This is a genomic window from Pseudomonas sp. S3_A03 (assembly GCF_054668275.1).
In genome coordinates this window covers 1,364,505-1,390,493 of sequence record NZ_CP162753.1, presented here as the reverse complement: position 1 = coordinate 1,390,493, position 25,989 = coordinate 1,364,505, and the positions used below count along the sequence as shown (strand labels likewise).

Annotated in this window: 20 protein-coding genes; 10 read left to right on the top strand and 10 right to left on the bottom strand. The window is 60.1% G+C overall.

Going from position 1 to position 25,989, the window contains the following annotated elements; translation table 11 throughout:
* Nucleotides 1-39 precede the first annotated feature (39 nt).
* Complete coding sequence (locus AB4O25_RS06040; RefSeq protein ID WP_065878918.1) at nt 40-1,053, bottom strand: LacI family DNA-binding transcriptional regulator; 1,014 nt, start codon at nt 1,051-1,053, stop codon at nt 40-42.
* A gap of 234 nt (nt 1,054-1,287) precedes the next feature.
* Between AB4O25_RS06040 and AB4O25_RS06035 the strand changes: the two genes are divergently transcribed.
* The 3 genes from AB4O25_RS06035 (at nt 1,288) to AB4O25_RS06025 (ending at nt 7,928) form a co-directional block, all read left to right on the top strand.
* On the top strand, nt 1,288-3,216 hold the full coding sequence (locus AB4O25_RS06035) for a hypothetical protein (protein WP_460150650.1): 1,929 nt from the start codon (nt 1,288-1,290) through the stop codon (nt 3,214-3,216).
* A gap of 169 nt (nt 3,217-3,385) precedes the next feature.
* Entirely contained in the window at nt 3,386-5,431 is a 2,046-nt protein-coding gene (locus tag AB4O25_RS06030; protein ID WP_116078552.1) for a hypothetical protein, read from the top strand.
* Between the two features lie 235 nt (nt 5,432-5,666).
* Nucleotides 5,667-7,928, top strand: a complete 2,262-nt coding sequence (locus tag AB4O25_RS06025) for an autotransporter outer membrane beta-barrel domain-containing protein (RefSeq protein WP_460150649.1) — start codon at nt 5,667-5,669, stop codon at nt 7,926-7,928.
* A gap of 121 nt (nt 7,929-8,049) precedes the next feature.
* Here AB4O25_RS06025 and AB4O25_RS06020 read toward each other — a convergent pair whose 3' ends face one another.
* From AB4O25_RS06020 to AB4O25_RS06010, 3 genes are all read right to left on the bottom strand, one after another.
* Nucleotides 8,050-8,691 carry a DUF1345 domain-containing protein gene (locus AB4O25_RS06020; protein WP_065878924.1) on the bottom strand — a complete coding sequence of 214 codons (642 nt, stop codon included), beginning with the start codon at nt 8,689-8,691 and terminating at the stop codon, nt 8,050-8,052.
* Between the two features lie 126 nt (nt 8,692-8,817).
* Entirely contained in the window at nt 8,818-11,916 is a 3,099-nt protein-coding gene (locus AB4O25_RS06015; protein ID WP_017528502.1) for an efflux RND transporter permease subunit, read from the bottom strand.
* Nucleotides 11,917-11,922: 6 nt separating this feature from the next.
* Nucleotides 11,923-13,077 carry an efflux RND transporter periplasmic adaptor subunit gene (locus AB4O25_RS06010; RefSeq protein WP_017528501.1) on the bottom strand — a complete coding sequence of 385 codons (1,155 nt, stop codon included), beginning with the start codon at nt 13,075-13,077 and terminating at the stop codon, nt 11,923-11,925.
* A gap of 206 nt (nt 13,078-13,283) precedes the next feature.
* Between AB4O25_RS06010 and AB4O25_RS06005 the strand changes: the two genes are divergently transcribed.
* The 3 genes from AB4O25_RS06005 to AB4O25_RS05995 all read left to right on the top strand — a co-directional run bounded on the left by AB4O25_RS06005 (nt 13,284) and on the right by AB4O25_RS05995 (nt 16,325).
* The gene (locus AB4O25_RS06005) at nt 13,284-13,985 is read left to right on the top strand and encodes a response regulator (RefSeq protein WP_017528500.1); all 702 of its coding nucleotides are present in this window, start codon (nt 13,284-13,286) and stop codon (nt 13,983-13,985) included.
* 3 nt (nt 13,986-13,988) lie between these two features.
* Nucleotides 13,989-15,293, top strand: a complete 1,305-nt coding sequence (locus AB4O25_RS06000; protein WP_017528499.1) for an ATP-binding protein — start codon at nt 13,989-13,991, stop codon at nt 15,291-15,293.
* 246 nt (nt 15,294-15,539) lie between these two features.
* Nucleotides 15,540-16,325, top strand: a complete 786-nt coding sequence (locus tag AB4O25_RS05995) for a sulfite exporter TauE/SafE family protein (protein ID WP_017528498.1) — start codon at nt 15,540-15,542, stop codon at nt 16,323-16,325.
* Between the two features lie 73 nt (nt 16,326-16,398).
* On the opposite strand, the gene AB4O25_RS05990 is transcribed toward AB4O25_RS05995, so the two are convergent.
* Complete coding sequence (locus tag AB4O25_RS05990; RefSeq protein WP_116078557.1) at nt 16,399-17,637, bottom strand: acyl-CoA dehydrogenase family protein; 1,239 nt, start codon at nt 17,635-17,637, stop codon at nt 16,399-16,401.
* 266 nt (nt 17,638-17,903) lie between these two features.
* On the opposite strand from AB4O25_RS05990, the gene sfnG reads away from it, so the two are divergent.
* On the top strand, nt 17,904-18,989 hold the full coding sequence (gene sfnG / locus AB4O25_RS05985; protein WP_017528496.1) for a dimethylsulfone monooxygenase SfnG: 1,086 nt from the start codon (nt 17,904-17,906) through the stop codon (nt 18,987-18,989).
* Nucleotides 18,990-19,274: 285 nt separating this feature from the next.
* Nucleotides 19,275-20,294: a 2-oxoglutarate and iron-dependent oxygenase domain-containing protein gene (locus AB4O25_RS05980; protein ID WP_017528495.1), complete on the top strand. Its 1,020-nt coding sequence runs from the start codon at nt 19,275-19,277 to the stop codon at nt 20,292-20,294.
* 59 nt (nt 20,295-20,353) lie between these two features.
* Here AB4O25_RS05980 and map read toward each other — a convergent pair whose 3' ends face one another.
* Nucleotides 20,354-21,106 carry a type I methionyl aminopeptidase gene (gene map / locus AB4O25_RS05975; protein WP_017528494.1) on the bottom strand — a complete coding sequence of 251 codons (753 nt, stop codon included), beginning with the start codon at nt 21,104-21,106 and terminating at the stop codon, nt 20,354-20,356.
* Nucleotides 21,106-21,306: a ParD-like family protein gene (locus AB4O25_RS05970; RefSeq protein ID WP_003190946.1), complete on the bottom strand. Its 201-nt coding sequence runs from the start codon at nt 21,304-21,306 to the stop codon at nt 21,106-21,108. Before AB4O25_RS05970 ends, map begins: the two co-directional genes overlap by 1 nt.
* A 271-nt stretch (nt 21,307-21,577) precedes the next feature.
* Between AB4O25_RS05970 and ilvA the strand changes: the two genes are divergently transcribed.
* Both ilvA and AB4O25_RS05960 read left to right on the top strand, forming a co-directional pair.
* Entirely contained in the window at nt 21,578-22,588 is a 1,011-nt protein-coding gene (gene ilvA / locus AB4O25_RS05965) for a threonine ammonia-lyase, biosynthetic (protein ID WP_017528493.1), read from the top strand.
* 246 nt (nt 22,589-22,834) lie between these two features.
* Complete coding sequence (locus AB4O25_RS05960; protein ID WP_026067307.1) at nt 22,835-23,107, top strand: DUF1652 domain-containing protein; 273 nt, start codon at nt 22,835-22,837, stop codon at nt 23,105-23,107.
* 59 nt (nt 23,108-23,166) lie between these two features.
* Here AB4O25_RS05960 and AB4O25_RS05955 read toward each other — a convergent pair whose 3' ends face one another.
* The 3 genes from AB4O25_RS05955 to xylB form a co-directional block, all read right to left on the bottom strand.
* On the bottom strand, nt 23,167-23,424 hold the full coding sequence (locus tag AB4O25_RS05955) for a DUF2790 domain-containing protein (RefSeq protein ID WP_017528491.1): 258 nt from the start codon (nt 23,422-23,424) through the stop codon (nt 23,167-23,169).
* Nucleotides 23,425-23,524: 100 nt separating this feature from the next.
* On the bottom strand, nt 23,525-24,463 hold the full coding sequence (locus AB4O25_RS05950; RefSeq protein WP_017528490.1) for a carbohydrate kinase family protein: 939 nt from the start codon (nt 24,461-24,463) through the stop codon (nt 23,525-23,527).
* Between the two features lie 12 nt (nt 24,464-24,475).
* The gene (xylB, locus tag AB4O25_RS05945) at nt 24,476-25,957 is read right to left on the bottom strand and encodes a xylulokinase (protein ID WP_017528489.1); all 1,482 of its coding nucleotides are present in this window, start codon (nt 25,955-25,957) and stop codon (nt 24,476-24,478) included.
* Between the last annotated feature and the right edge of the window lie 32 nt (nt 25,958-25,989).

The following is a 25,989-nucleotide window of genomic DNA, read 5'->3' as shown; positions in this document are numbered from 1 at the left end:
GTTTACCTCTGAAACCGGTTTCATTTTTGTGCAAAAAATTTAAATGGGCTGAGTCGAGCCGCGAATCATCAGCTCCGGTAAAAAATCCAGGGTGCGTGTCGGCGCAGTGTCGCCGCGCAAGCGCTTGAGCAGGCAGTCGAAGGCGCTGGCGCCAATCGCCTCGGTGGGCTGGGCGAGGGCGGTGATGCCGGTGCCCACCAGCGGGTACCAATCCAGGTCATCCAGGGCGATCAGGCCGACGTCGGCAAACAGCTCAACGCCCAAGGCTTTGAGCGCGCGGGTGCAGGCCAGGGCGGCGACGCCGTTGGCGCAGAACAACGCCTTGGCGCCGGGTTTTGCGAGAAAAGCCTGCAGATGAATAGGCAGCGCGTCATCCAGTTCCAACACCGCGCCGCTCAAGCCTTGGCGCGCGGCGATTTCAGCCTTGAAGCTGGCCAGGCGCTCCAGGCGTGAGCTGGTGCCATCGGTGGCTTCGCTCACCAGTAACACCTCGCGATAACCTTGTTGCTCAAGATGTTCCACCGCCATGCGCACCGCCGCCGGGTTGTCCAGCCCCACCAGGTCGCTGTGCAGTGGCTCGACCTTGCGGTCCACCAGCACCAGCGGCATTTCCCGTTGCAGTTCCAGCAATTGGTCGAGGTGGTGGCCGAGCGTGTTCACGATCAGCCCTTCGATGTTGTACGACCGCAGCGCGGCGAGGTGCTGGGACTCCTGCGCGTCATCGCGGTCGGTGTTGCACACCACCAGGCTGTAGCCGTGCTGGCGGCAGGCGGTTTCGACGCCGTGCATCACGGCAATGGAATAGGGGTTGCGGATGTCGGCCACGAGCATGCCGATCAGGCGGGTGCGCCCGCGTTTCAAACCACGGGCCATCTGGTTGGGGCGGTAGCCAAGTTCGCTGATGGCCTGTTCGATGCGCAGGGCGATGGCGTCAGAGAGCAATGCACGGTCATCCCCGATGAAGCGCGACACGCTGGCCTTGGATACGCCGGCGCGCTCGGCCACATCAAGCATCGTCACACGGCTGCGCTGGGCGGCAGAAAAAGTGGTCACGTTGGCAGGCCTTTCTTATTGGAAGTTGTGAAGCGTTGAAACCGGTTTCAGGAAACCGCAACAACCTGAAAACGTCAAGTGTATTTGCGTGAAAACGTGGAAATCGCCGGTGCCCTCGCCCGACGAACGGCAGCGTCACCTGTCAACTTTGACAGTATCGGTAGAGCGGCATTGGGTATTCACTCTGTTCTAACGCAGTTCGTAATAGTGACTCACCGACGCGGCGGGAAAACCATGGACACGACTTCAACGGGTAATGCGATTAACACTAACGACACACCGACGCTTCCGGCACTTGAAGTTGTCAACTTGCCGCCAGACGGATTGCTTCCCGTAAAATATTTGTTTTCGGACTTGGAGATTCAAATAACGACTCCTTGGTCGCAGCTGCCTCCTAGTGGTACGAGTGATTGGATTACGTTCGTTTGGGACGTTAAGGGAGCCGCCGGTGATGAATTTCTAACCGTGGAGTTGAAGGGGCCGATTACGGACGCTGATTTTCCTTACTCAATATTCATTTCTTCAGATTACTTTCAAACTAGCGCGACAGTTGAGATTTTTTATCGTATCAGAAACGAGTTTTCAGACAGCCAAGTGTACGAGACTTCATTTGCCCGCACTATCATTATCGATAAAAACCCACCGGGTGCTGGTCAGGTCCTGAATCCCGCAAAATTTCTGCTTAATCCGATTACCGAGTCCGCCTTAAGCAACCAACTGTCGGTGGAAGTGGAAGTGCCGGGCGATTACCTTGATCGCAAGACGGGAGACACCGTGTTATGTTTTTTGAGAGGCAGTGACACGCCACCCACAGGACTGGACATTCACAGGCAAGCCTTTGCCCCCATCAGTGGGCCAATGATTGTGAATATTCCAGTAGCGGAGATTCGGAAGTTTGCCGGCTTCCCCATACTTTATTTATTTTATAAGTTACGGGACCGCGCCGGTAATACTTCTGGCAATTCGCTAGTTGGCTATGTGCCAATTGATTTGACCGCGCCGCCAGCCAATTTGTCGATACCTGAGGTGCCAGCGTATGACTCGGATCTGCTGGTTAATCGGGCAGATGCACGCGCTGTTGTTTCGGTCAGGGTGCGTCAGTATGACAACGCCATGCCTGATGACCAGTGTGTGGTTGAGTGGGACGGTAGCTTGCTTCCTGCCGTGCCTGTCAACACGTTGCCTCTCACGGTTCCCGTGCCGTGGAGTGTATTAATTGCCAAGGGCGCGAACCTGCGCCGGATCATTGACTTACCGGTGCGTTACTACATTCGCCGTGCAGGGGATACGGGCCAAGGCGTGCGTTCCCGACCTAAACAGGTGACGGTGGACATGACGATCGCAGGCCAGGAAAACCCGCTGGCGCCCGCATTGCTGAACAGTCAATTGGCCTTGGTTAACATACAGGGCCCGGTTTCCAACGTTCCCAATGTCCTGGATAGCCGCGATTCCGTTGGGCCGGTGAGAGCTTACTTCACGTTGTTCGATAAACCGGTTGAGGGTCAGAAAGTAAATCTTTTCTGGCCAGGCCAGGCGGCACCCGTTGCGACTTATACCGTGAAGCTCAATGATCAAGCAGGGGCGGTTGTTGAATTTGATAATCCGATTCCCTGGCCGGTGATCCAAGCCGCCGGCAGCAATTCGACAACGTTGGTGTATTACCAAACAGATAATGGCGTCAATCAACAGTCGTCGCCTGACCAAATAGTTGCGGTCAACCTTATTACGCCTGTTGTTTACTCAAAACCGAGTTTTCCTCAGTCGTTTCCACACCCAAGCAGATTTCTTAATTGTGATACTCAACCACCTATTTGGCAGGTGGTGAACGTGGTGGTCAATCCGGCGCCGAATGTATTGAAGCCAGGGGATCTGGTGGTGCTGACATGGCAGGGGTTTCGGAGATATCTAAATGAAGATGCCATTCTCTCGACGGCTCATACCATGAGTCATGTATGGCAAGCAGGTGAAACATCTCATACGTTCCAGATAACGGACTATGAAAACCTGATCAAGCCGTTACGTGATTATTCCGCAGGGTCGGCAAAATACTCTGTGGTGCGAAATGGTGTTGAGATAGGGTATTCAGATACCAAATATGTGCCAATTGACCGCAAGAATGGAGCAGGGGGCTTTTGTGGGCCATCGGGTACCGGGTCTGAATAAAAGTATTCCTCGGTGTCTTGAACGCCCGGGCGGTAACCGGAGTTGTGTGTGTTATGCGTGTCGTATGTAAATGCGTTGACAAGTAGTTTGTATGAAAAAACCGAACTCTCTTTGAATGTATGTATTTGCTCGATGAGCAGAGCATGCCGGTGATAATGGAGAACATGAAATGATAGATAAAATTTCTACAAAGGCGGTAATTATTGGCGGCTCGCCTACCTTGGAAGTTATCGAGGTCCAAGATGTAATTGATACTGCCACAGGCCTTGTTTCAAGGGCGGCGGCGACTAGCAGCCTGAGGCTGTTATGCCCTTCCGGCGACTTTTCAGAGGACGGTGATTGGATCGAAATTTTCTCGCGAGACCCGGACAGTTCACTACCCGACGCCTGGACCAGAATATTTGGTCCCGAACAGTTTTTCGGTGCGACCGCAGGCGGCAATATTTCTGTAGTGATTGATGCACCGGCAGGCTCGGGCGGATTTCCGCATGGTAAAAGACGGCTCCGTCATCAATTGTTTGTTAACGACTTTGCGGACCCGAGCATTCCAGGCAGCGTGGACAGACCCTCTGACGTGGGGGAGTACTCGCCAGAAGTGAAGGTGGAGTTCGACCAATATACTGCCTATGAAAGCATCGGCAATAAGGTGCGGCCACCCGCACCGCAATACACGGGGTCATTGCCGGCGGGTGCTCCGGTTACGGCTGCTCACCTCGCCACGGCGGGCGGTCTGCCATTTAGCATTCCCGACAACGCTTATGCGATTGAAAGCGGGAAGTGGCATCCGGGCGATGTCATCCGCTTTTACTGGACCAAAGGCGATACGGCGCTGGACGCGGAAGAAGTTGGAGGGCTCGTTCCACCACGGCCGATGCTGCAAACCGGTAACGTCTTTACATTGCCTGCAAGTGCTATCACCCAAAGTGGTGAATACAAGCTTATTTATACAATCAGTGACCGGATGGACCGGCCCGGCTTGCCATCAGTGGCTTCCAGGCCTTTCACCGTAGCGTTGGCGCCGGCACCAGAGAATCTACAGCCGATCATTATTGACCAGGCCCCGGACCTTATTGATAACTTGCTCAATATTGCCGACCTTACCCCAGGCCCTACGGGAAGCCTTGCAGCCTACACAAACTTCGACCTGACCAAAGACCAATATCAGATCATATGGGGCGGGCAGCCAGCGAGCCAGTGGTTCCCTGTTACCCAGTTCCCCATCACGCTCAATCAAGCCCTCCTGACCCCACTGGCCCTGGCTGACTACGGGACGACAAAAGGGCCGAAACCGACCGCTGTGAAATATAACCTGCGCCGAGACGGTGAGGTTATCGACGGCCCGACCACAACGATCAATGTGGATTTCAGTGTCACAGGGCCGGACAACCCCGGAACACCCGGCAGCCCGAACACCAGACTGCTCCCTGTGAAGATTTTTGGTCAGGGGTCGACTGAGCTCAACACGCTGAGATTTCCGCACGCCGGCAACCCTGTCACTGCTGAGGTTGAGTTATGGGTCGGCGCTGACGTGCCGGCACCTGGCATGTGGATTCACCTGGTATGGAGCGACGGCAGTTTAGTGGCTCCTCCCTTTGAAATTACCACTCAAGCAGAAGGCGCAATCGTCAGGTGGGAATTCCCTTGGAGCTATGTAGCTGCGGCAGGGAACGGCATTCAAAATGTCCATTATTTCATTGCATCAACGCCTGTCCCAACGGCGGCCGATAACCGCAATCGTTCGCCGGATACACCGGTCGAGGTTATAGACGCCGTGACGTCTACGCTGGTAGCGCCTCGATATTTGGGGGTCCGGGGAACAGGGCTAACTGAACAATGGAACTGCGATTCGTTAAGGGTCCTTCCGTTGACGACGCCAAACACGTTTGTAGGACAGATCTTTGTGCCGGCGGATACGAGGATGGCCGAGGGTCAACAATTGAAGCTGGAGCTGCGGTTGTTCCGACCTCGTACCGGCACTCCGATTGACGACCGCAAGCAGACTTACAGCGTGACTGTCACAAGAGTCATCAAGGACAACGGTCATACCTTCAATATACCGTTCAGTTTTCTTAAAGAAGCTCGCCTCGGGCGCGCGGAGGCGGTTGTCACGGTGGCGTTGGACGACGGCACTACCGGGCGCGGTGAGGCCGCCGTCAACATACGTACGACGCTGTCGACGAGTTATTGCGACTTGTCTCCAGTTGTCGGTCCTTAGGGCTTGTTAGTCAGATAGCGGCAGGTTCCCCCTTTCTTTCGTGGGAGGGGGAACATTCTGATCATATTGCATTTGATAGATCACTCCGCTCACAGCGGTTTAACCGTGGGAGTGCAGATTTTTCCTACATAAAAGAAAACGTTTAATTTTTATTCTGGCGCCGCAGAGGTAAGGCCCTATTCGCAGGTAGCGAGCCGAACCGATTTTGTTGGCCTCATATTAAGAGTGATTGACCATGTCGGCACTGAATACGTTCGAGCTCAAGCCATTGAGTGCGATGATGAAAATCCCCACCGTTACGTTCTGTTTGTTTGCCGCGCTGCAGGGTCAGGCACAGGCGGTGCAGGTGGGTAACGGTGAGCAAAGAACCATTGATGACACTACGCAGTCAACGGATTGGCAATTGTCGGGCCAGTCGACGCTGAATATGAATCGCGCGACAGCAACAGACATTGGCCTGACAACCTCCACGTTAAACATGAACAGTGGCAGCGTGGCGAACAGTATTCGTGCTGAACGCGGTTCTACCGTCAATATCAACTCAGCACAGGTTTCTTCGAGCGACCCTATTCTGGGCGCCGTGCGTCTTGAAAGCAGTAACGCTTTTATCAACGACAGTACGATTACCAATAGTCGCGGCGTAGCCTTGCAGGCGTTTGGTGTATTGGGTACGTCAAATGGTTCATCGGTGCAGGTCGCCAACAGTACGATCAGCGGAGCTATTGGCGGCGCGGAAGCCAGCAGCGGCAGCGAGTTGCACTTCGAACGGGGCACTGTGGTGCAGGGTACGGGAACCGGGGCATTCGGGCTAGCACTGTCCGGGGGCACGGCGACAGCCAGCCAAAGCACCATCCTCGGCGCCGGTCATGGGGTATCGTTCACCCGCGGTCGTGCAGATACAACAGATGGCAAACTGGTTCTGGACAACTCCATGGTCGAGGGAGCTATTGGTTCGGCTATCTCCGTCAGGGGTACGCCAAACCGAGTTCCGGTGGTAACCATCGATGTGTTGAATGGCTCCACATTGAAGGGCGGCAATGGCAATCTGCTGAGCGTTTCTGGCGGTGCCACGGCGACGATGAATGTGGATAACAGCCGGAATCTGGTCGGCAATGTGGTTGCCGACGCCACCAGCACTGTCCATTTGAGCCTGCAGAACAACGCCGAGCTGACAGGCCAATTGCAGAATGTCTCCAGCTTGAACGTGGGCGCCGCTTCCAACTGGAACATGACCGGTGACAGTCAGGTGGGTGCGCTTAACATGGCCGGTGGCACCGTGACCATGGGCGCGCCGAATGAGTTTTATCAACTGAACCTCTCGACACTGTCCGGCGACGGCACGTTCGTCATGGGCACCGACTTTGACCAAGGCAAGACGGACTTCATCAATGTGACCGGCCAAGCTACGGGCAATCACAGCCTGGCGCTGTCGGCCAGTGGTGCCGAATTGGTCAAAACCCAGGTTGTGCACACCGGTGGCGGTGATGCGGCCTTTGCCCTCAAGGACGGTCCGGTTGACATGGGCGCCTATGCCTACAACCTGAAAAAGGAAGGCAATGACTGGTTCCTGGATACCCAAACCCGAGTCATGAGCCGCAGCGCCCGCGTGGTGACGGCATTGTTCAACACCCCGGTGACCATCATGACCGCGGAAGAGGGCTCGTTGCGCGCGCGGATGGGCGAATTGCGCTACTCCCCGAAGAGCACAGGCCTGTGGATCCGTGGTTTCGGCAGCAAATATGAGGTATCCCAGAGCTCAGGGACCGGCTACACGCAGAACTTGCAAGGTTTCTCCCTGGGTGCCGATATGCCGCTGGGCGATAGCCAATGGAAGGTAGGTGTATTTGGTGGTCACAGTAATTCCGACGTGAACCCGGTTCGCGGCTCCTCCGGTACGGTCAAGAGTTACTTCCTGGGTACTTATGCAACCTGGATGGATGAAGAAAGCGGTTTCTACTTTGATGCGGTTGCCAAAGCCAACCGGTTCCAGAATGAAGTCAAGGCAACCCTCAGTGATAACACCTCCACCAAGGGCAACTACAGCAATGTGGGCGGTGGTCTGTCGGCGGAGTTCGGCCGTCATATCACATTCGGGGAAAGTTCCTATATTGAACCTTACGGCCGACTGTCGACCATCGTGGTTCAGGGCGGAACATACAGCCTGAAAAATGGTTTGCAAGTGGAAGGTGAGCGTACCCGCTCAAGGACAGCCGAGGCCGGTGCGACCGCTGGGCATGAGTTCCAGCTCGACGACGGCACACTTATTAAACCTTACTTGCGTATGGCCGTGGTCCACGAGTTTGCCGACAACAACAAGGTCCTGATCAATAATCAGGCGTTTAACAATGATTTGTCGGGCTCGCGTACCAAGTATGGTGCCGGTGTGGCGGTGAAGTTTACGCAGGATCTGCAAATGCACGCCGACGTTGAAACCAGTACCAGTGACAAAATCAAGCAGAAAGCGGCAGTGAACGTTGGCCTGCGTTATGCCTTCTAAATAAACAAGTTGTACAAAAAGCTCTGATCGAAAGATCAGGGCTTTTTTTGTAGGCGCTGTTCAACAGTTTCCCTGCTTATAAGATGATGTTCGCCCGCTGCCGGCGAAACAACATGCAGCTTTAACTGAACAGCCCGGCGGCTATATTGATCGAGAAACCCAGGATCGCCGTATTGAACAAAAAGCCAATCAGCGACTGCCCCAGCACTACCTTGCGCATACTGCGCGTGGCCACCCCCACATCGGCCGTTTGCACCGCCACGCCGATGGTGAACGAGAAGTACAGGAAGTCCCAATAGTTGGGGGTGCGCAACCCTTCGGCAAAACGCAGCGCAGGTTCGTCACCGTCCCAGGTGTAGAACAGGCGGGCATAGTGCACGCTGAAGATCACCCCGATCAGCAGCCAAGAACCGATTACCGTCAGTGCGGTGAAACCGTAGTGAAGCAGGCGTGCGGAGCGGTCGAGGTCTTTGATGCCTATCAGGTTGAGCGTGATGGCCGCCAGGCTGGCGATCGCCGCGATGCACACCATGAACAGCACCAGGCCGGCGTTCTCATCCTCGATCTCGGCGATGCGCTTTACATCGTCGGCGCGCGAGCGGCTGGTGAGCCACAACATCAGCAGCAGGTAGGTCCAGACGCCGGCATTCCAGCCGATGAGGATTTTGCTGATCAGCGTATCGGCTGGGGCCAGGATACCCACGGCAAGGCCGAGCACGGCGGCGGTCGAAAGGCGAGGGTGGGTGCGGGCGAGCAAGGGCATGGTGGTTCACGACTGGGTAGTTCAGAGCACCATAGCTTATACGGTTGTACCCAATGATGAAGGTGACCGATAACGCGTGGCGAGGGCGCTTGCTCCCTCGCCACAACTGCATCGTGTTCCGCCGGGTCAGCCTGTCTTGTGACGCTTGCGCACCAGCTTCATCACCACCACAAAGAACACCGGCACAAACACCACCGCCAGTGTCGCGGTGATCATCCCGCCGATCACGCCGGTGCCGATCGCCTGCTGGCTGGCCGAGCTGGCCCCGGTGGCAATCGCCAACGGCACCACGCCGAGGATAAACGCCAGTGAGGTCATGATGATCGGCCGCAGGCGCAACCGCGCCGCTTTCAAGGTGGCGTCGATCAGGTCTTCGCCCTGGTCATACAGGTCCTTGGCGAACTCGATGATCAGGATCGCGTTCTTGGCCGACAGCCCGATGATGGTAATCAAGCCCACCTTGAAGAACACATCGTTGGGCATGCCGCGCAAGCTCACGGCCAACACCGCGCCAAGCACGCCCAGGGGTACCACCAGCAGCACCGAGGTCGGGATCGACCAGCTTTCATACAGCGCGGCCAGGCACAGGAACACAATCAGCAGCGACAGCCCCAGCAGCAACGGCGCCTGGGCACCCGACAAACGCTCCTGCAGCGACAGGCCGGTCCATTCCTGGCCCAGGCCGGCCGGCAGTTGGCCAACCAGGCGCTGAATCTCTTCCATCGCCTCACCGGTGCTGTGTCCGGGGGCGGCTTCACCACTGATGGCAATCGCCGGGTAACCGTTGTAACGGGTCAACTGCGCCGGGCCCTGGGTCCATTTGGCTTTGACGAACGCCGACAGCGGCACCATGTTGCCGGCCTTGTTGCGCACGTTGATCTTCATCAAGTCCGCCACCTGGCTGCGCTGATCGCCTTCGGCCTGCACCACCACGCGCTGCATGCGACCCTGGTTGGGGAAGTCATTGACATAGGCCGAGCCAACCGCCGAAGACAGCACGCTGCCCACGTCTGCGAACGACACACCCAGTGCGTTGGCTTGCTTGCGGTCCACTTCCAGCTGCACCTGCGGCGCTTCGGCCAGCGCGCTTTCGCGCACATTGGCCAGCACTGGGCTCTTCGCGGCGGCTGCCAGTAACTCGGTACGCGCCGCCATCAAGGCCGCATGGCCGACGCCGCCGCGATCCTGCAGGCGAAATTCAAACCCGCTGGAGGTGCCCAGGCCGTCCACCGGCGGCGGCAGCACCGCGTAGGCCATCGCGTCCTTGAGTTCGCTGAAGGCCATGTTGGCGCGCTCGGCAATGGCCGCCGCGGAATCGTCGCTGCCGCGTTGCGACCAGTCCTTGAGCGTGGTAAACGCCAGCGCGGCGTTTTGCCCCGAGCCGGAGAAACTGAAGCCCATGATCATGGTGGTATCGCCCACCCCCGGCTCACCCGCGTTGTGCGCTTCGATCTGCTCGGCGACCTGCACCGTGCGGTTCTTGCTCGCGCCCGGCGGCAACTGGATATCGGTGATGGTGTAGCCCTGGTCTTCCACCGGCAGGAACGAGGCGGGCAGGCGCGTGAACAACCAGCCCAGCCCTGCCAGCAGCACCAGATAGATCAGCAGGTAACGGCCGCTGCGTTTGAGCGCATAGGCCACCCAGCCTTCGTAACGGTTGGTCAGTTGCTCGAAGCGCTGGTTGAACCAGCCGAAGAAACCGCCCTTGGCATGGTGCTCGCCCTGGGCGATGGGCTTGAGCAAGGTGGCGCACAGGGCCGGCGTGAGGGTCAGGGCGAGGAACGCCGAGAACAGGATCGAGGTAGCCATCGACAGTGAGAACTGCTGGTAGATCACCCCCACCGAACCCGGCATGAACGCCATCGGCAAAAACACCGCCACCAGCACCAGGGTAATCCCGATGATGGCGCCGGTGATCTGGCCCATGGCTTTGCGCGTGGCGTCCTTGGGCGACAGGCCCTCGGTCGCCATGATGCGCTCGACGTTCTCTACCACCACAATCGCATCGTCCACCAGAATGCCGATGGCCAGCACCATGCCGAACATGGTCAGCACGTTGATCGAGAAGCCCAGCAACAGCAGGGTGGCGAAGGTGCCCATCAGCGCAATCGGCACCACCAGGGTGGGGATCAAGGTGTAGCGCACGTTCTGCAGGAACAGGAACATCACCGCAAACACCAGCGCCATGGCCTCAAGCAAGGTGTAGACCACTTTGGTGATCGAGACTTTGACGAACGGCGAGGTGTCGTACGGGATCTTGTATTCCACATTGGCCGGGAAATAGCGCGACAGCTCATCCATCTTCGCGCGCACCAGGGTCGCCGTGTTCAGCGCGTTGGCCCCCGGCGCCAGTTGTACGCTGACGGCGGTGGACGGCTTGCCGTTCAGGCGCGTGGAGAACTGGTATTCCTGGCTGCCGATTTCCACCCGCGCCACATCGCCGATACGCACCGTGGAGCCGTCCGGGTTGGCCTTGAGTACGATGTCGGCGAATTCCGCCGGCGTCGACAGTTGCCCCTTGACCAGGATCGCGGCGGTGATTTCCTGGGTCTGGGGGCCCGGCAAGTCACCGATGCTGCCCGCCGACACCTGGGCGTTTTGCGCACTGATCGCGGCGTTGACATCGGCCGGGGTCAGGTTGAAACCGATCAGTTTCTGCGGGTCGATCCAGATGCGCATGGCACGTTCGGCGCCATACAACTGGGCCTTGCCCACACCGTCCAGGCGCTTGAGTTCGTTCATCACGTTACGCGCCAGGTAATCGCTGAGCGCCACGTCGTCGAGCTTGCCGTCGTTGGAGGTGAGGGTCACCAGCAGCAGGAAACCGGCGGAGACTTTTTCCACCTGCAAGCCTTGCTGGGTCACGGCCTGGGGCAGGCGCGGCTCCACCGCTTTGAGGCGGTTTTGCACGTCCACCTGGGCCATTTCCGGGTTGGTGCCCGGCTGGAACGTCGCGGTGATGGTGGCCGAGCCGAGGCTGCTCTGGGATTCGAAATACAGCAAGTGATCGGCACCGTTGAGCTCCTGCTCGATCAGACTCACCACGCTTTCATCCAGGGTCTGCGCCGACGCGCCGGGGTACACCGCGTAAACTTCCACTTTCGGCGGCGCGACGTCGGGGTATTGCGCCACAGGCAACTGCGGAATGGCGAGGAAGCCGGCCAGCAGGATAAACAGGGCAACCACCCAGGCGAAGACCGGGCGGTCAATAAAGAACTGCGGCATGGCGGGTTATTCCTTTACGGGCTGGCCGGAGGCGGGGCTGTCGTCCACTTCGACTTTGTCACCGGGGCGCGCGTGTTGCAGGCCTTCGACGACGATGCGGTCACCGGCCTTGAGGCCATGGCTGACCACCCAGCGATCATTGATCACCGGGCCCAGTTCGACCGGTTGCAGGCTGACGGTCTGCTCGGCGTCCAGTAGCAGCACCATCGGGATGCCGGCGCTGTCACGCGTAATGGCACGTTGCGGCACGCTGAGGCCTTGCTTGTCGACCGCTTGCTCCAGGCGCACGCGCACGAAACTGCCGGGCAACAGGTCCAGGTCCGGGTTGGGGAACTCGCTGCGCAGGATGATCTGCCCGGTGCCGGGGTCGACGCTGATCTCGGCGAACAGCAATTTGCCCGGCAATGGATACAGGCTGCCATCGTCCTGGATCAAGGTGGCCTTGGCCTGATCCTGGCCCACCTGCTTCAAGCTGCCGGCACGGAAGGCGCGGCGCAGGTCATTCAGCTCGCGGGTGGACTGGGTGAGGTCGGCGTGGATCGGGTCCAGTTGCTGGATGATCGCCAACGGTGTGGCTTCGTTCTGTCCGACCAGCGCGCCTTCGGTCACCAGCGCGCGGCCGATGCGCCCGGAAATCGGCGCGGTGACCGTGGCGTAGCCCAGGTTCAACCTGGCGCGCTCGACGGCGGCTTTATTGGCGGCGACTTCGGCGTTGGTCTGGCGCAGGTTGGCGCGCGCATTGTCGTAGTCCTGGCCGCTGATCGCGTTGCCTTCCACCAACTGGCTGTAGCGCTGCTCCTGCAGGCGCGCCTGGAATGCATTGGCCTGGGCCTTGCTCAGGTTGGCCAGCGCGCTGTCCAGGTCCGCCTTGAAGGGCGCCGGGTCAATGCGAAACAGCACGTCGCCCTGTTTCACATCGTGGCCTTCCTTGAACACCCGTTGCATCACCACCCCGGCCACCCGTGCGCGCACTTCGGCGATGCGCGGCGCGGCGATGCGCCCACTCAGTTCACTGGTGATGGACAGCGGTTTGGCTTGCAGGGTCTCGACCCGCACCTTGGCCAGGGGCACTTGCGGCGTTTGCTCGGTGGACGGGCCACACGCGCTCAGCGCCAGCGTGAGGGCCAACAGGCCAAACGGCGCCAACAGATTCTTCGACATGCTCTTATCCCAATAATGACTGGCGCATCCTAAGGGCACCTGCGCCGTGGTGCTGTGAAGCTGTGTAGCTCGTGTGTGAAGAAATGTAAGGCGGCACCTATCGTCCGCCCGGGACGTATATCCTTACAAAATCGCGTAAACACCAAAGACCCCCTGTGGGAGGGGGTTTATGCACTACTCATAACTGTATTTCATGGAACACCTTAATGCCCAACATCCTCCTGGTGGAAGACGACGCCGCACTCTCCGAGCTGATTGCCAGCTACCTGGAGCGCAATGGCTACCACGTCAGTGTGCTCAGTCGGGGTGACCAGGTACGTGAACGTGCCCGCCTCAACCCGCCGGACCTGGTGATCCTCGACCTGATGCTGCCGGGACTGGACGGCCTGCAAGTGTGCCGTCTGTTGCGCGACGATTCGGCCGGCCTGCCGATCCTGATGCTCACCGCCCGCGATGACAGCCACGACCAGGTGCTGGGCCTGGAGATGGGCGCCGACGACTACGTGACCAAACCCTGCGAGCCCCGTGTACTGCTTGCCCGCGTCCGTACCTTGCTGCGCCGCAGCAGTCTGTCCGAGCCGCAGGTGGCCAACGACCAGATCATCATGGGCAACCTGTGCATCGACCTGTCGGAACGCACCGTGACCTGGCGCGACCAGGCGGTGGAGCTGTCCAGCGGTGAATACAACCTGCTGGTGGTACTGGCGCGTCACGCCGGTGAAGTGCTCAGCCGCGACCAGATCCTGCAACGCTTGCGTGGCATCGAGTTCAACGGTACCGATCGCTCGGTGGACGTGGCCATCTCCAAGCTGCGCCGCAAGTTCGACGACCATGCGGGCGAGGCGCGCAAAATCAAGACCGTGTGGGGCAAGGGCTACCTGTTCAGCCGTTCCGAGTGGGAATGCTGAGCCATGTTTCGAGTGCTGCTGCGTCTCTACCTGATCACCATCGTCACCTACAGCGCGGCGATCTATCTGATTCCCAAGCTGGTGATCCAGCTGTTCGAACACCGTTACCTGAACTACAACGTCGAGCAGTCCCGCGGCCAGCAAACGCTCATCGTCAAGCAATACCTGCGGGCACCGGTGGAGCGTTGGTCCCAGGTCACCGAACAACTGGGCCGCGAGTTTGCGCCGCAAAAGGTGCAATTGCTGTTGCGCCAGGACGCCAGCTTCACCCCTGAAGAAGAACACCTGCTGGAGCAAGGCAAGCCCGTGGTGCGCCTGGGGGAGTGGGGCTGGATGGAGGAAATCAGCTCGCCGATCAACGACCAGTTCGTGGTCAAGCTGACGATACCGCCCGACCCGATGGACATGAACGTACTCTACTGGGCCATCAACGTGCTGATCGGCGCGGCGCTGCTGGCTTGCTTGCTGGTTTGGCTGCGCCCGCACTGGCGAGACCTGGAACGCTTGAAAAGCACCGCCGGGCAACTGGGCCGGGGCAACCTGGCTGAACGCACGCATATTCCCGCCAACTCCAGCATCGGCAGCCTGGCCTCGGTATTCGACACCATGGCCGACGACATCGAGCACCTGCTCAACCAACAGCGCGACTTGCTCAATGCGGTTTCCCACGAACTGCGCACCCCGCTGACACGCCTGGATTTTGGCCTGGCCCTGGCGCTGTCCGAAGACTTGCCCGAGGCCAGCCGCGAGCGCCTGCACGGTCTGGTGGCGCACATCCGTGAGCTGGATGAGCTGGTGCTGGAACTGCTGTCTTACAGCCGCCTGCAAAATCCGGCGCAACTGCCGGAACGGGTCGATGTGGTGCTCAACGAGTTTATCGACAGCGTGCTGGGCAGCGTCGACGATGAACTGGAAAACCCCGAAATCGTCATTGATGTGGTGCTCGATTGCGCCGTGGAGCGCTTCAATCTCGACCCACGTCTCACCGCCCGCGCCTTGCAGAACCTGTTGCGCAACGCCACGCGTTACTGTGACGCGCGTATCCAGGTGGGGGTCAAGGTATGCCCGCAGGGCTGTGAGATCTGGGTGGATGACGATGGTATCGGCATTCCGCTGGACCAGCGCGAGCGTATCTTCGAACCGTTCTACCGTCTCGACCGCAGTCGCGACCGCAGCACCGGCGGGTTTGGCCTGGGCCTGGCCATCAGCCGCCGTGCCCTGCAAGCCCAGGGCGGGACCTTGACCGCGCTGGCGTCACCGCTGGGCGGTGCACGGTTCCGGGTGTGGTTGCCGACGGCAGCCGATTAGAAAACCGCTGCGCGAAGGCGCGCACTGTGCCCCCGTTTTGTCCGAAGAGAGATTGGCCATGACCGCTATGCACGCATCCGCTCAGGCCGGCACTTACGTCCAAAGCGGCTTTTCCCTACCAGACTCAAGCCTAGTGCTGCCATCGACTGACGTAAAAGGCATAAAGTCAGATCATATTGGTATAAGTCGTTATAAGAAAAATCGCTATCCTGCCGCCAGAATTTTATAAGGCCGCGGGTAGCGTTAATGGAAGTGGGTAATTTTGGTTTTGTGATCGCCGGCCTGATCGTAGGTTTTATCGTCGGCATGACCGGTGTCGGCGGGGGCTCGCTGATGACCCCGATTCTGCTGTGGTTCGGCATCAACCCGGCCACCGCCGTGGGCACCGACCTGTTGTACGCCGCGATCACCAAGTCCGGTGGCGTGCTGGTGCATAGCAAGAACAAGAACATCGACTGGACCATCACCGGCTGGCTGACCCTCGGCAGTGTGCCTGCGGTGCTGCTGACCCTGTGGTTCCTCGCCAGCCTGCATACCGACCCCAGCGCGATGAACGCGGTGATCAAGCAGGCCCTCGGCGTGGTGCTGCTGTTGACCGCCCTGGCGATCCTGTTCAAGAAAACCCTGTTGGCCTTTGCCCAGCGGCATGCGGGCGACAGCTACCACATGAACCCGCGCAACCTGAACGCGCTGACGGTGCTCACCGGCGCCATCCTCGGCACCATGGTCGCCCTGACCTCCATCGGCGCCGGCGCCCTCGGCACCGTGGCGCTGTTTATCCTCTATCCGTTCCTGGCCACGCGCCGCCTGGTGGGCACCGAAATCGCCCACGCCGTGCCCTTGACCCTGGTGGCGGGCCTTGGCCATGCGGGCATGGGCAATATGGACTGGCAACTGTTGGGCTTTCTGTTGATGGGCTCGCTGCCGGGCATCTACATCGGCAGCCACATGACCGGCAAAATCCCGGACGGCGTATTGCGCCCGTGCCTGGCGGTCATGTTGATGGCGGTCGGGTACAAACTCGCGTTTTGAGCCGTTCGCGGTCCAAACCTGAAATCCCAGCCTTGAAATGCCGCCAATGTGGGAGGGAGCAAGCCCCACCTGTTCAGTCTTTGCCCGGGCCATTGCCGATCTGCCATACAAACGGCGGCTCGGTCCCATTGATCACCCAATCGCCGACAATGCGCGCCTTGTAGATCACCGGGTTGTGCGACGACACGGTACGCGCGTTGCGCCAATGCCGGTCGAGCGCCTTGCCCTGGCGGACATCCGACGCCCCCAGCGCATTGAACAACTGGCTGGTGGCGCGCTGGATCAAGTCCGACACCACCCCCTGCGCCGTCGCCGATTCAATCTCGGCCGCCACATTGGCTTCGCGCTCTGCGGCATCGTCGCCGCCAAACCGCGCCACGTAGGCCTGTTGGGCCGGTAGCGTCGCCCGCAACGCACTGGCCTCGGCGGCGTACACCAGCGCCGCCACTTCGCCCACCACCTGTTGCACCTGTGCATCCTGGCTCACATGCGACGCATTGCCGTGGCTGTAGATGCGCTTGCGGCTGCGCACTTGATGGGCCACATCGCGCAACGCCGCGCGGCCGATGCCGGCCAGGCTGGCCAGCAGCACCAACTGGTAAAACGCGGTCTGGTATTTGAAGCGGGTGGCAAAGTCGATCACGTTATCCGCCTCTACCACCGCATCGGTAAAGCGCGACGTGCCGCTGCCGGTGGTGCGCTGGCCAAACCCGTCCCAGTCGTCGCTGTGTACCACCCCAGGCTGACGCGCGCGGGTGGCGGCAATCACGTCGGCGCCGGTGTCGCTGCGTTGGGCGTACACGTCGATCCAATCGGCGAAAATGCTGCCGGTGCTGTAGAACTTTTCACCGTTGAGCTTCCACTGATCGCCGTCGGGGCTGACCTGAGTCACCACGTCGCCGATGGCCACGTTGCCGATTTCGGTCCAGGCGCAGCCGACGATGTCGCCCTCGACAAAGCGCTTGAACCACAGGTCACGCCCGGCGCTCGGCGGTGCATTCAGGCGGTCCTCGGCAAAAGCAAAATGCCCGCGCAGGGCCTGGGGCACGTTGGAGTCGGCCTCGGCCAGTTCGATCAGCAACTGGAACAGTTGCGGCAGGGACGCGCCGCCGCCGCCGTATTCCACCGGCACGCGCACCGCGCCGAAACCGGCTTGCTTGAGCCATTGGATCGGCTCATGGGGCAGGGTGCGGCTGAGTTCGCGCTGCACCGCGCCGTCGGCGATGCGCTGGAAGATCGGCCGGAAACGCGCGGCCAGCGTGGGGTAGTCGACGCCGATGGACAGCGGGTTGATGACGTGGTGTTCGGTCATGGGCAAGGCTCCGGGGGCAAGGGTGAATGTACAGGGGGTTGCACAGTCCGTGCCGGGTACCAGGGCCAATGTTTACAGGGGGTTCAACGCGCTTGCTGTTGCTGCAGCAACAGCGATTCGACAAACCGGCCCGATCCTGACATTGACCTTTACCTGCGCCAGGGGCGGTTTTTTCGCCGCAGCGCCCATGGCACGGGCGTTTGCCCATGGCTGGCACGCTTGCTGCTCAAGTGCTGGGTACATCCCTGTACATGAGGTAGCGTTCGATGAGTCAGCAAGCCGTGAAATTTGCCTATTGGGTGCCCAACGTCAGCGGTGGGCTGGTGGTCAGCAAGATCGAGCAACGCACCCACTGGGGCATCGACTACAACCGCAAACTGGCGCAACTGGCCGAAGCCGCCGGCTTTGAATATGGCCTGACCCAGATCCGGTTCACCGCCGGCTACGGTGCCGACAACCAGCATGAGTCGGTGGCGTTCAGTCACGCGCTGCTGGCCGCGACCACCACGCTTAAAGTGATCGCCGCGATCCTGCCGGGCCCCTGGCAACCTGCGCTGGCGGCCAAGCAACTGGCGACCATCGACCAGCTCACCAACGGCCGCATCGCCGTGAATATCGTCAGCGGCTGGTTCAAGGGCGAATTCCAGGCCATCGGCGAACACTGGTTGGAACACGATGAGCGGTATCGCCGCTCCGAAGAATTCATCCGCGCCCTCAAAGGCATCTGGACCCAGGACGATTTCACCTTCAAGGGCGACTTCTACCGCTTCAACAACTACACCCTCAAACCCAAACCCCTGGGCCGGCCGGAAGTGTTCCAGGGCGGCAGCTCACGGGCCGCGCGGGACATGGCGGCACGCGTTTCGGACTGGTACTTCACCAACGGCAACACGCCGGAGGGCATCAAGGCCCAGGTCGACGATATTCGCGCCAAGGCGGCGGCGAATAACCATTCGGTCAAAGTCGGCGTGAATGCCTTTGTGATCGCCCGCGACACCGAAGAAGAAGCCCGCGCCGTGCTGGCCGAGATCATCGACAAGGCCGACCCGGAAGCGGTCAACGCCTTTGGCGACGCGGCTAAACAGGCCGGCAAGGCTTCACCTGAAGGCGAGGGCAATTGGGCCAAATCGAGCTTTGAAGACCTGGTGCAGTACAACGACGGCTTCAAGACCAACCTGATCGGCACCCCGCAGCAGATCGCCGAACGCATCGTTGCGCTCAAGGCGGTGGGCGTGGACTTGGTGCTGGCGGGGTTCCTGCATTTTCAGGAAGAAGTGGAGTACTTCGGCAAGCGCGTGCTGCCGCTGGTGCGTGAGTTGGAGGCCAAGGCGGGGATCAGGCAAGTGGCCTGATCCATCGGTTGCCGCCCCGCAGCGCCTGGTTCAAATCATCGTGTGGGCAGGGAGGCCTGCCGCTGTCCCCAGTTATCGGGCCATTGACGCGCCCCGAGTAAAGTCGACAGCTGGTTATTTTCAGGCCCGCTGCCGGGGTCTATAAGGACTGTTCCCGCACGGGAACATACACGACGTACATGATCCAGGCCTGCAATGCCGGGCCTGGAGCAGTTCCGTTGATGGAGCAGTTCAGCGTCACATCCGTGAATGCACGTCTCTTTAATGGATTTAAGGAGACACGACATGACTGAGTTAACCACCTTCACCCTGCCTGAAGCCGTAACCGGCAGCCACGCCGATCACCAACTGGGCCGCAAGCTCATTGAGGCATGGCGCACTGACGGTATTTTCCAGGTCGGCACCCATGACGAACAGGACCAGAAGGTCCAGAGGGCCATGGCCGCCAGCAAGGCCTTTTTCAAGCAGCCCAGACAAGACAAGTCGCGCTGGGTCAGCGAACTGACCTATGCCGGGTATGTCGCCTCTGGCGAAGAGGTCACCGCCGGTGAGCAGGATCAATCGGAAATCTTCACCCTCTGCAAAGACCTGCCGCTGGATGATCAACGCGTCAAGGACGGCTGGCCGTGCCACGGTCCTGTGCCATGGCCCAACGACGAGTACCGCGACAGCATGAAAGCGTTACTGGCGGAACTGGATGTGACCGGCGAGAAGTTGCTCAAGTTGGTGGCGCTGGGCCTGGAATTGGAGATAAACGCGTTAACAGCCCTGAGTCGGGATGGCTGGCATCATATGCGCGTGCTGCGCTTCCCTGCCAGCTCGGCACATACCCACCGTGGGATTGGCGCCCATACCGACTATGGCATGTTGGTCATTGCGACACAGGATGAGGTGGGTGGTTTATACATTCGCCCCCCGGTCGAAGGCGAGCAGCGCAAGCGCAACTGGCTGCCTGGCGAAAGTACCGCGGGGTTATTCGAAAATGACGAACCCTGGACATTCGTCAAACCGGTGCCACGCGTATTCACCGTATTTCCCGGTGATATTTTGCAGTTCATGACCCACGGTTATCTGCTATCGACGCCGCACAAGGTAACGCTCAACACCCGCGAACGCTTCGCCATGGCCTATTTTCACGAGCCCGCTTTCAACGCTTCGGCCCGGCCCTTGTTGGATCCGCTCAACGGTGAGCGCATTCATTACGGCACGCACTTTACCAATATGTTCATGCGCTGTTACCCGGAGCGGGTAACCACCGAGCGTATCAAGCGTCAGGACCGCCTGCGTCACCTCGAAAAAGGCTGACTCCACACGCTTGACGGTGCCCCGACCTGGTGATGCCGGGGCGGGGCGCCGGGCATGCGTCAGCCCCGTTGCAGGGTCAACACCTCAAACCCGTCCGCCGTCACCGCCACGGTATGTTCCCACTGCGCCGACAGGCTGTTGTCCTGGGTCACCACCGTCCAGCCGTCCTTGAGGCTGCGTGTTTTGGCCCCGCCCTGGTTGAGCATGGGCTCTACGGTAAACACCATGCCTTCGCGCAGTACGAGCCCGGTGCCGGGGCGGCCGAAGTGCAGGACCTGCGGCTCTTCATGCATCTGTTTGCCGATGCCATGGCCGCAGTATTCACGCACCACGCTGTAGCCGTTGGCCTGGGCGTGGCTCTGGATCGCGTGGCCGATGTCGCCCAACCGCGCGCCGGGCTTGACCTGGCGGATACCGGCCCACATCGCTTCAAACGTCATCTCGACCAGGCGCCTGGCCTTGGGGGCGACATTGCCGACCATGTACATCTTGCTGGAGTCGGCGATGTAGCCGCCTTTTTCCAGGGTGATGTCGATGTTGATGATGTCGCCGTCCTTGAGGATGTCCTTGGCGCTGGGCATGCCGTGGCACACCACCTCGTTGATCGAAGTGTTGATGCAGAACGGGTAGTCATATTGCCCGAGGCTGGCCGGGCGGGCTTTCAACTCGTTGCGGATAAAGGCTTCGACAGCAGCGTCCAGCTCAAGGGTGGAACGGCCGGCGGCGACAAAACCGTCGAGCATCGTAAAGACCTGGGCCAGCAGGCGCCCGGATTCGCGCATGATTGCCAGTTGTGCGGGCGTCTTGATCATCAACTGCGCCCCCGGATCAAGTCGGGTTTATCGAGCAACAGTTTGTTGATCAGTTCGTTGTAGGGCAGGTGGGGATTGAGTTCGGCGAGCAGGCCGATCTTGATCCAGAACTCGGCCTGGGCGTTGATGGAACGGTCCATCGCGGCGCTGGCCAGGCGCAGTTGTTCGTGTAATTGGTCGGTGATCTTGACGATGCCCATGGGGTTCACTGTGATAATGGAATATACAAAGCGTATATGTTTCGTATGCTCTCCGTAAACCCCGCGCCGCTAAATGGCGGTTTGCCATTGACTTGCCGCGTCGCCGCCGGTTAATTTCGTGACATGACATTTCAAGCCTTCCGCAGCCAGCCGAGCATTATTACCGCCATTCCTTATTTGGCGGGATAGCGCTCGGCTGTACCCAAACCCGCCCTAGAGGCGGGTTTTGTTTTTCCGTCTCCAGGGCTCTGTACACAGCCAGGAGACACCGATGAGCGCCCAACCCCACGACACGGGACTGCTTGAACATTACGTAAAAAAGATCCTCGCCGCCCCGGTCTACGACCTGGCGGTGCGCACGCCGCTGCAAGCGGCACCGGCGTTGTCGGTGTTGCTTGGTAACAAGGTGCTGCTCAAGCGCGAAGACCTGCAACCGACGTTCTCCTTCAAGATCCGTGGCGCCTACAACAAGTTGATGCAACTCACCGCCGAGCAAAAGGCCCGGGGCGTGGTAACGGCGTCGGCGGGTAATCATGCGCAAGGCGTGGCGCTGGCGGCGCGAGAGTTGGGGATTCGCGCGCGCATCGTCATGCCGTGCAGCACGCCGGAACTCAAAGTGCTGGGCGTGCGCTCCCGAGGGGCCGACGCGGTGTTGCATGGCGAGAGCTTTCCGTTTGCCTTGGCCCATGCGCTGCAGTTGGCCGATACATCGGGCTGCACCTTCGTTTCGCCGTTCGACGACCCGGACGTCATCGCCGGCCAAGGCACCGTGGCCATGGAAATCCTGCGCCAGCAGCAAGGTGCGCTGGACGCGATCTTCGTGCCGGTGGGCGGGGGCGGCCTGATCGCCGGGATTGCGGCGTATGTCAAATACCTGCGCCCTGAAGTGCGCATCGTCGGCGTCGAATCCGAAGGCTCCAGTTGCCTGCTGGCTGCGCTGCGCGCCGGGGAGCGCGTGGTGTTGCCCGGTGTCGACGGTTTTGCCGATGGCACGGCGGTCGCGCAGATCGGCGCCCATGGCTTTGAGATCTGCCGGCACTGGGTGGACGAGGTCATCACCGTGAGCAACGACGAACTGTGCAGCGCCATCAAGCTGATCTACGACGATACCCGCTCCATCACCGAACCTTCCGGTGCACTGGCGGTGGCGGGCATCCGCAAATATGTGGCTGAACGCGGCGTGCGCGAACAGACCCTGGTGGCGGTTAATTCCGGGGCGAATATCAACTTCGATAGTTTGCGACATGTTGCTGAAAGAGTGGCGGCCCGCGCAGCTGTTTAACCGCAAGCGCTGGATTAAACGTTTAATCGCCGCCGTTCGCCGATGTTTTAAACGGCGCTGTTAAGTTCAAATTTAGTGTCTATAAAACACTGGGTTGCTTATGAGGAAAAGTTACAACACAAGGCGGTTTTGCCGAGTACGCTTGGGTGCTGAAGGTGTCTTCCAAGGTCGGTAAGACGGCGCAGGCACGCGCCTGTCAGGCACATGAAAATCTGTTGGCAGTCTCAAAAAAAGGAGAGGTTGACCATGCTTTCGGAACTGGAACTACGCAGCATTATTGAAGGAAGTTTCCTGCCCAAACGGTGCGAATGCACCAAAGCCGAAGATGCTTCGCTGACGATCAAAGTTTATGACGACCGCGACCGTGACCGGGTGGATTTGGAAGTCAAGGGTATCAACGCGGACAAACTCGACAGCAGTCGAGCCATTTGCAACCTGATTACCGGGTTGCGTGAAGACCTTAAACAAACGCACACGCCAGTCCTGCAACGAGCAGGAGGGCGCGCTTACTACTCGTGAGTTGACCGTGCGACCCGATGGGCCTGGCATATGCCGGGCCCAGTGTTTTGCACGAGCCCTCAATTCTGCAAGCTGCACGCCTCGGACAGTTTTCGATAACCCACATCTTCGATTTTCCCGGCCTTGTCCACGAACTTGATATCGGCATCGATGACCTTGCATTCGTCTGTCGGCGTTTCGTTCATGGCAATTACATGCTTGATATTCATCGGCATGCCGTACTGGTACGGCACCGGTTTCTGATCGTCGGCCTGGGCCAGGCCGCAGGTTGCCGCCAGCGCCAGGGCGCCGGCGAGCATCAAAGTGCGCAATTTCATGGCAGTGCTCCGCAAGTGGGTTCGACTTCACTGTCGACTTGCGCGATTAACCATCGATTAATGATGGCGAGCCTGACAAAACCTTCATCAAACGCGGCGTTCAGCCCAACTGCCGACGGTACGGCAAGTCCGGCCCGGTCTTGGTGCAGGTCAAGGCCGCGGCACGGATGGCGAAGCCCAGCATGGCGTCGATCTGCGCGCGCGTGAGCTGTTGCAGACCCTCTACCGAATCCAACCGTTGCTCGGTCAGCCAGGCAATCAACGCGGCCTGGAAGGTATCCCCGGCGCCCACCGTATCCGCCATCTGCACCTTGACCGCCGGTGCGGACCAGTTGCCATGCTGGCGGCTGAACACGCTGGCGCCATCGCCGCCACGGGTCAGGAACACCAATTGGCAACGGTGCTGCAGCCAGCCTTGCAGCACGCTTTCCGGCGCCTGGCCGGGGTAGAGCAGGTGCAAGTCTTCGTCGCTGACTTTGATCAGGTCGGCATGCTGGACCAGTTCCGCGACGCGGTCGCGCCACCGCTGGATGTCCGGTTGCGGGTTGAGCCGCACATTGGGGTCGAGGCTGATCAGGCGCTTGCCGCTTTCACGCTTGACCAAGTTGAGCAGCGTATCGCCGATCGGCTGCACCACCAGCGAGAATGAGCCGATATGCACACCGCGAACGTCATCGCCCAGCGTGGGCAGATGCGCCACTTGCAGTTGCCGGTCGGCGCAGCCTTCGCCGCGAAAGCTGTATTGCGGCGAACCATTGGCGCCCACGGCGACCATCGCCAGGGTGGTCGGCGCGGCGAACTCCACCAGGAACTGCTCGCTCACCCCTTCGTCCTTGAGCACCTGCAACAGCCGACGCCCCAGGTAATCGTTGGAGATACCGGCGAAAAATCCGGCCTCGATGCCCAGGCGGCGCAGGCCCACCGCCACGTTGAACGGCGAGCCGCCGGCAATCGCCTTGTAATTGAGCTTGGATGCCAGCCCGCTGGCGTCCTCCTCGCTGAAGAAATCAAACAGCGCTTCACCACACACCAGATACATAGTCGTTCGCTCTTAAAGGGTTGCCACTAGCTGTTGATAACGTTCGTAAGCCTGTTGATAGGCGCTGACATTGGCCGCCACCGGCAGGGTGCGGCTGGTGGGGTCCACGCTCACGCATTTGTCGCACAGGCTGCTCAGGGGCTCGCCGGACTGGCTCCACGCCGCCTGGATCGCCGCGCCCAGGGCGGCGGCTTCGCTTTGTTCGGTGCAGATCACTTCGGTGTTCATGATATCGGCGACCATCTGCCGCCATACCGGGCTTTTCGAGCCGCCGCCGATCAGGCGGATGCGCAGGCTTTGCAGGCCGGTCTGGCGCAGCAGGTCGAGGCCGTAGCGCAGGCCGAACGTGGTGCCTTCGACCACGGCGCGGCACAGGTTGGCGCGGGTCAGGTTGGTCATGGTCAGGCCATGCAGGCTGCCGGTGGCGTGGGGCAGGGCGGGTACGCGCTCGCCGTTGAGAAACGGCAGCATGCTGACGCCGTCTGCGCCAATCGGCGCTTGCTCGACCAAAGCGTTGAAGGTGTTCAGGTCGAGTTCGAACAACTCGCGGATAACGCTGGTGGCATTGGTCAGGTTCATGGTGCAGATCAACGGCAACCAACCGCCGCTGGAGGAGCAGAACGTCGCCACCGACGCCTGGGGGCTCACGTTGGGTTGGTCGGCGAACGCGTAGACCGTGCCGGACGACCCCAGGCTCATGGTGATCACGCCCGGCGCGATATTGCCGGTGCCGATGGCGCCCATCATGTTGTCGCCGCCGCCGCTGGCGACCCTGGCGTTGGGGTTGATGCCCAGGCGTTCGGCGATGGCCGGTAGGATGGTACCCACGGCCTGATCGGCTTCGATCAGCTCGGGTAACGCCGCCTCCAGGCGACCGCTCGGGTCGATGTGCCGGAGCAACGCCACATCCCATTCACGGCTGCGCACATTGAAATAGCCGGTGCCCGACGCATCGCCGTATTCGGCGACAGCGCGGCCGGTCAGCCAATAGTTGAGGTAGTCGTGGGGCAGCAGCACATGGGCGATGCGCGCGAAGAGGTCCGGGTGCTGTTCGCGGGTCCACAGCAGTTTGGACACGGTGTAGCCCGGCGCGATGGCCACGCCGAGGCGCTCCAGGGAACCGCTTTCGCCGCCCAGGTGTTGCAGCAGCCGCTCGTTCTCGGGCGTGGTTTCGGTGTCGCACCACAGTTTGGCCGGGCGCAGCACCTGGCCCTGCTCATCAAGCAGAACCAGCCCGTGCTGCTGGCCGGAAACGCCGATGCCGAGAATATCCTGGCCATCCACGCCGGCCTGTTGCAGGGCGCGATGGGTGGCCTCGGTGAACGCGTCCAGCCACTCATGGGCATGCTGTTCACGCCGCCCATTGGCGCCGCTGATCAATGTATGCGCGGCGGCGCCCAGGCCAAGCACCTTGCCGCTGGAAGCATCGAGGACGATGGCCTTGGTGCCCTGGGTGCCGCAGTCGATGCCGAGGAACAGGTTTTGCTGGGTCATGATGATTTGCTCAGCAGAATTATTTTTAGGAT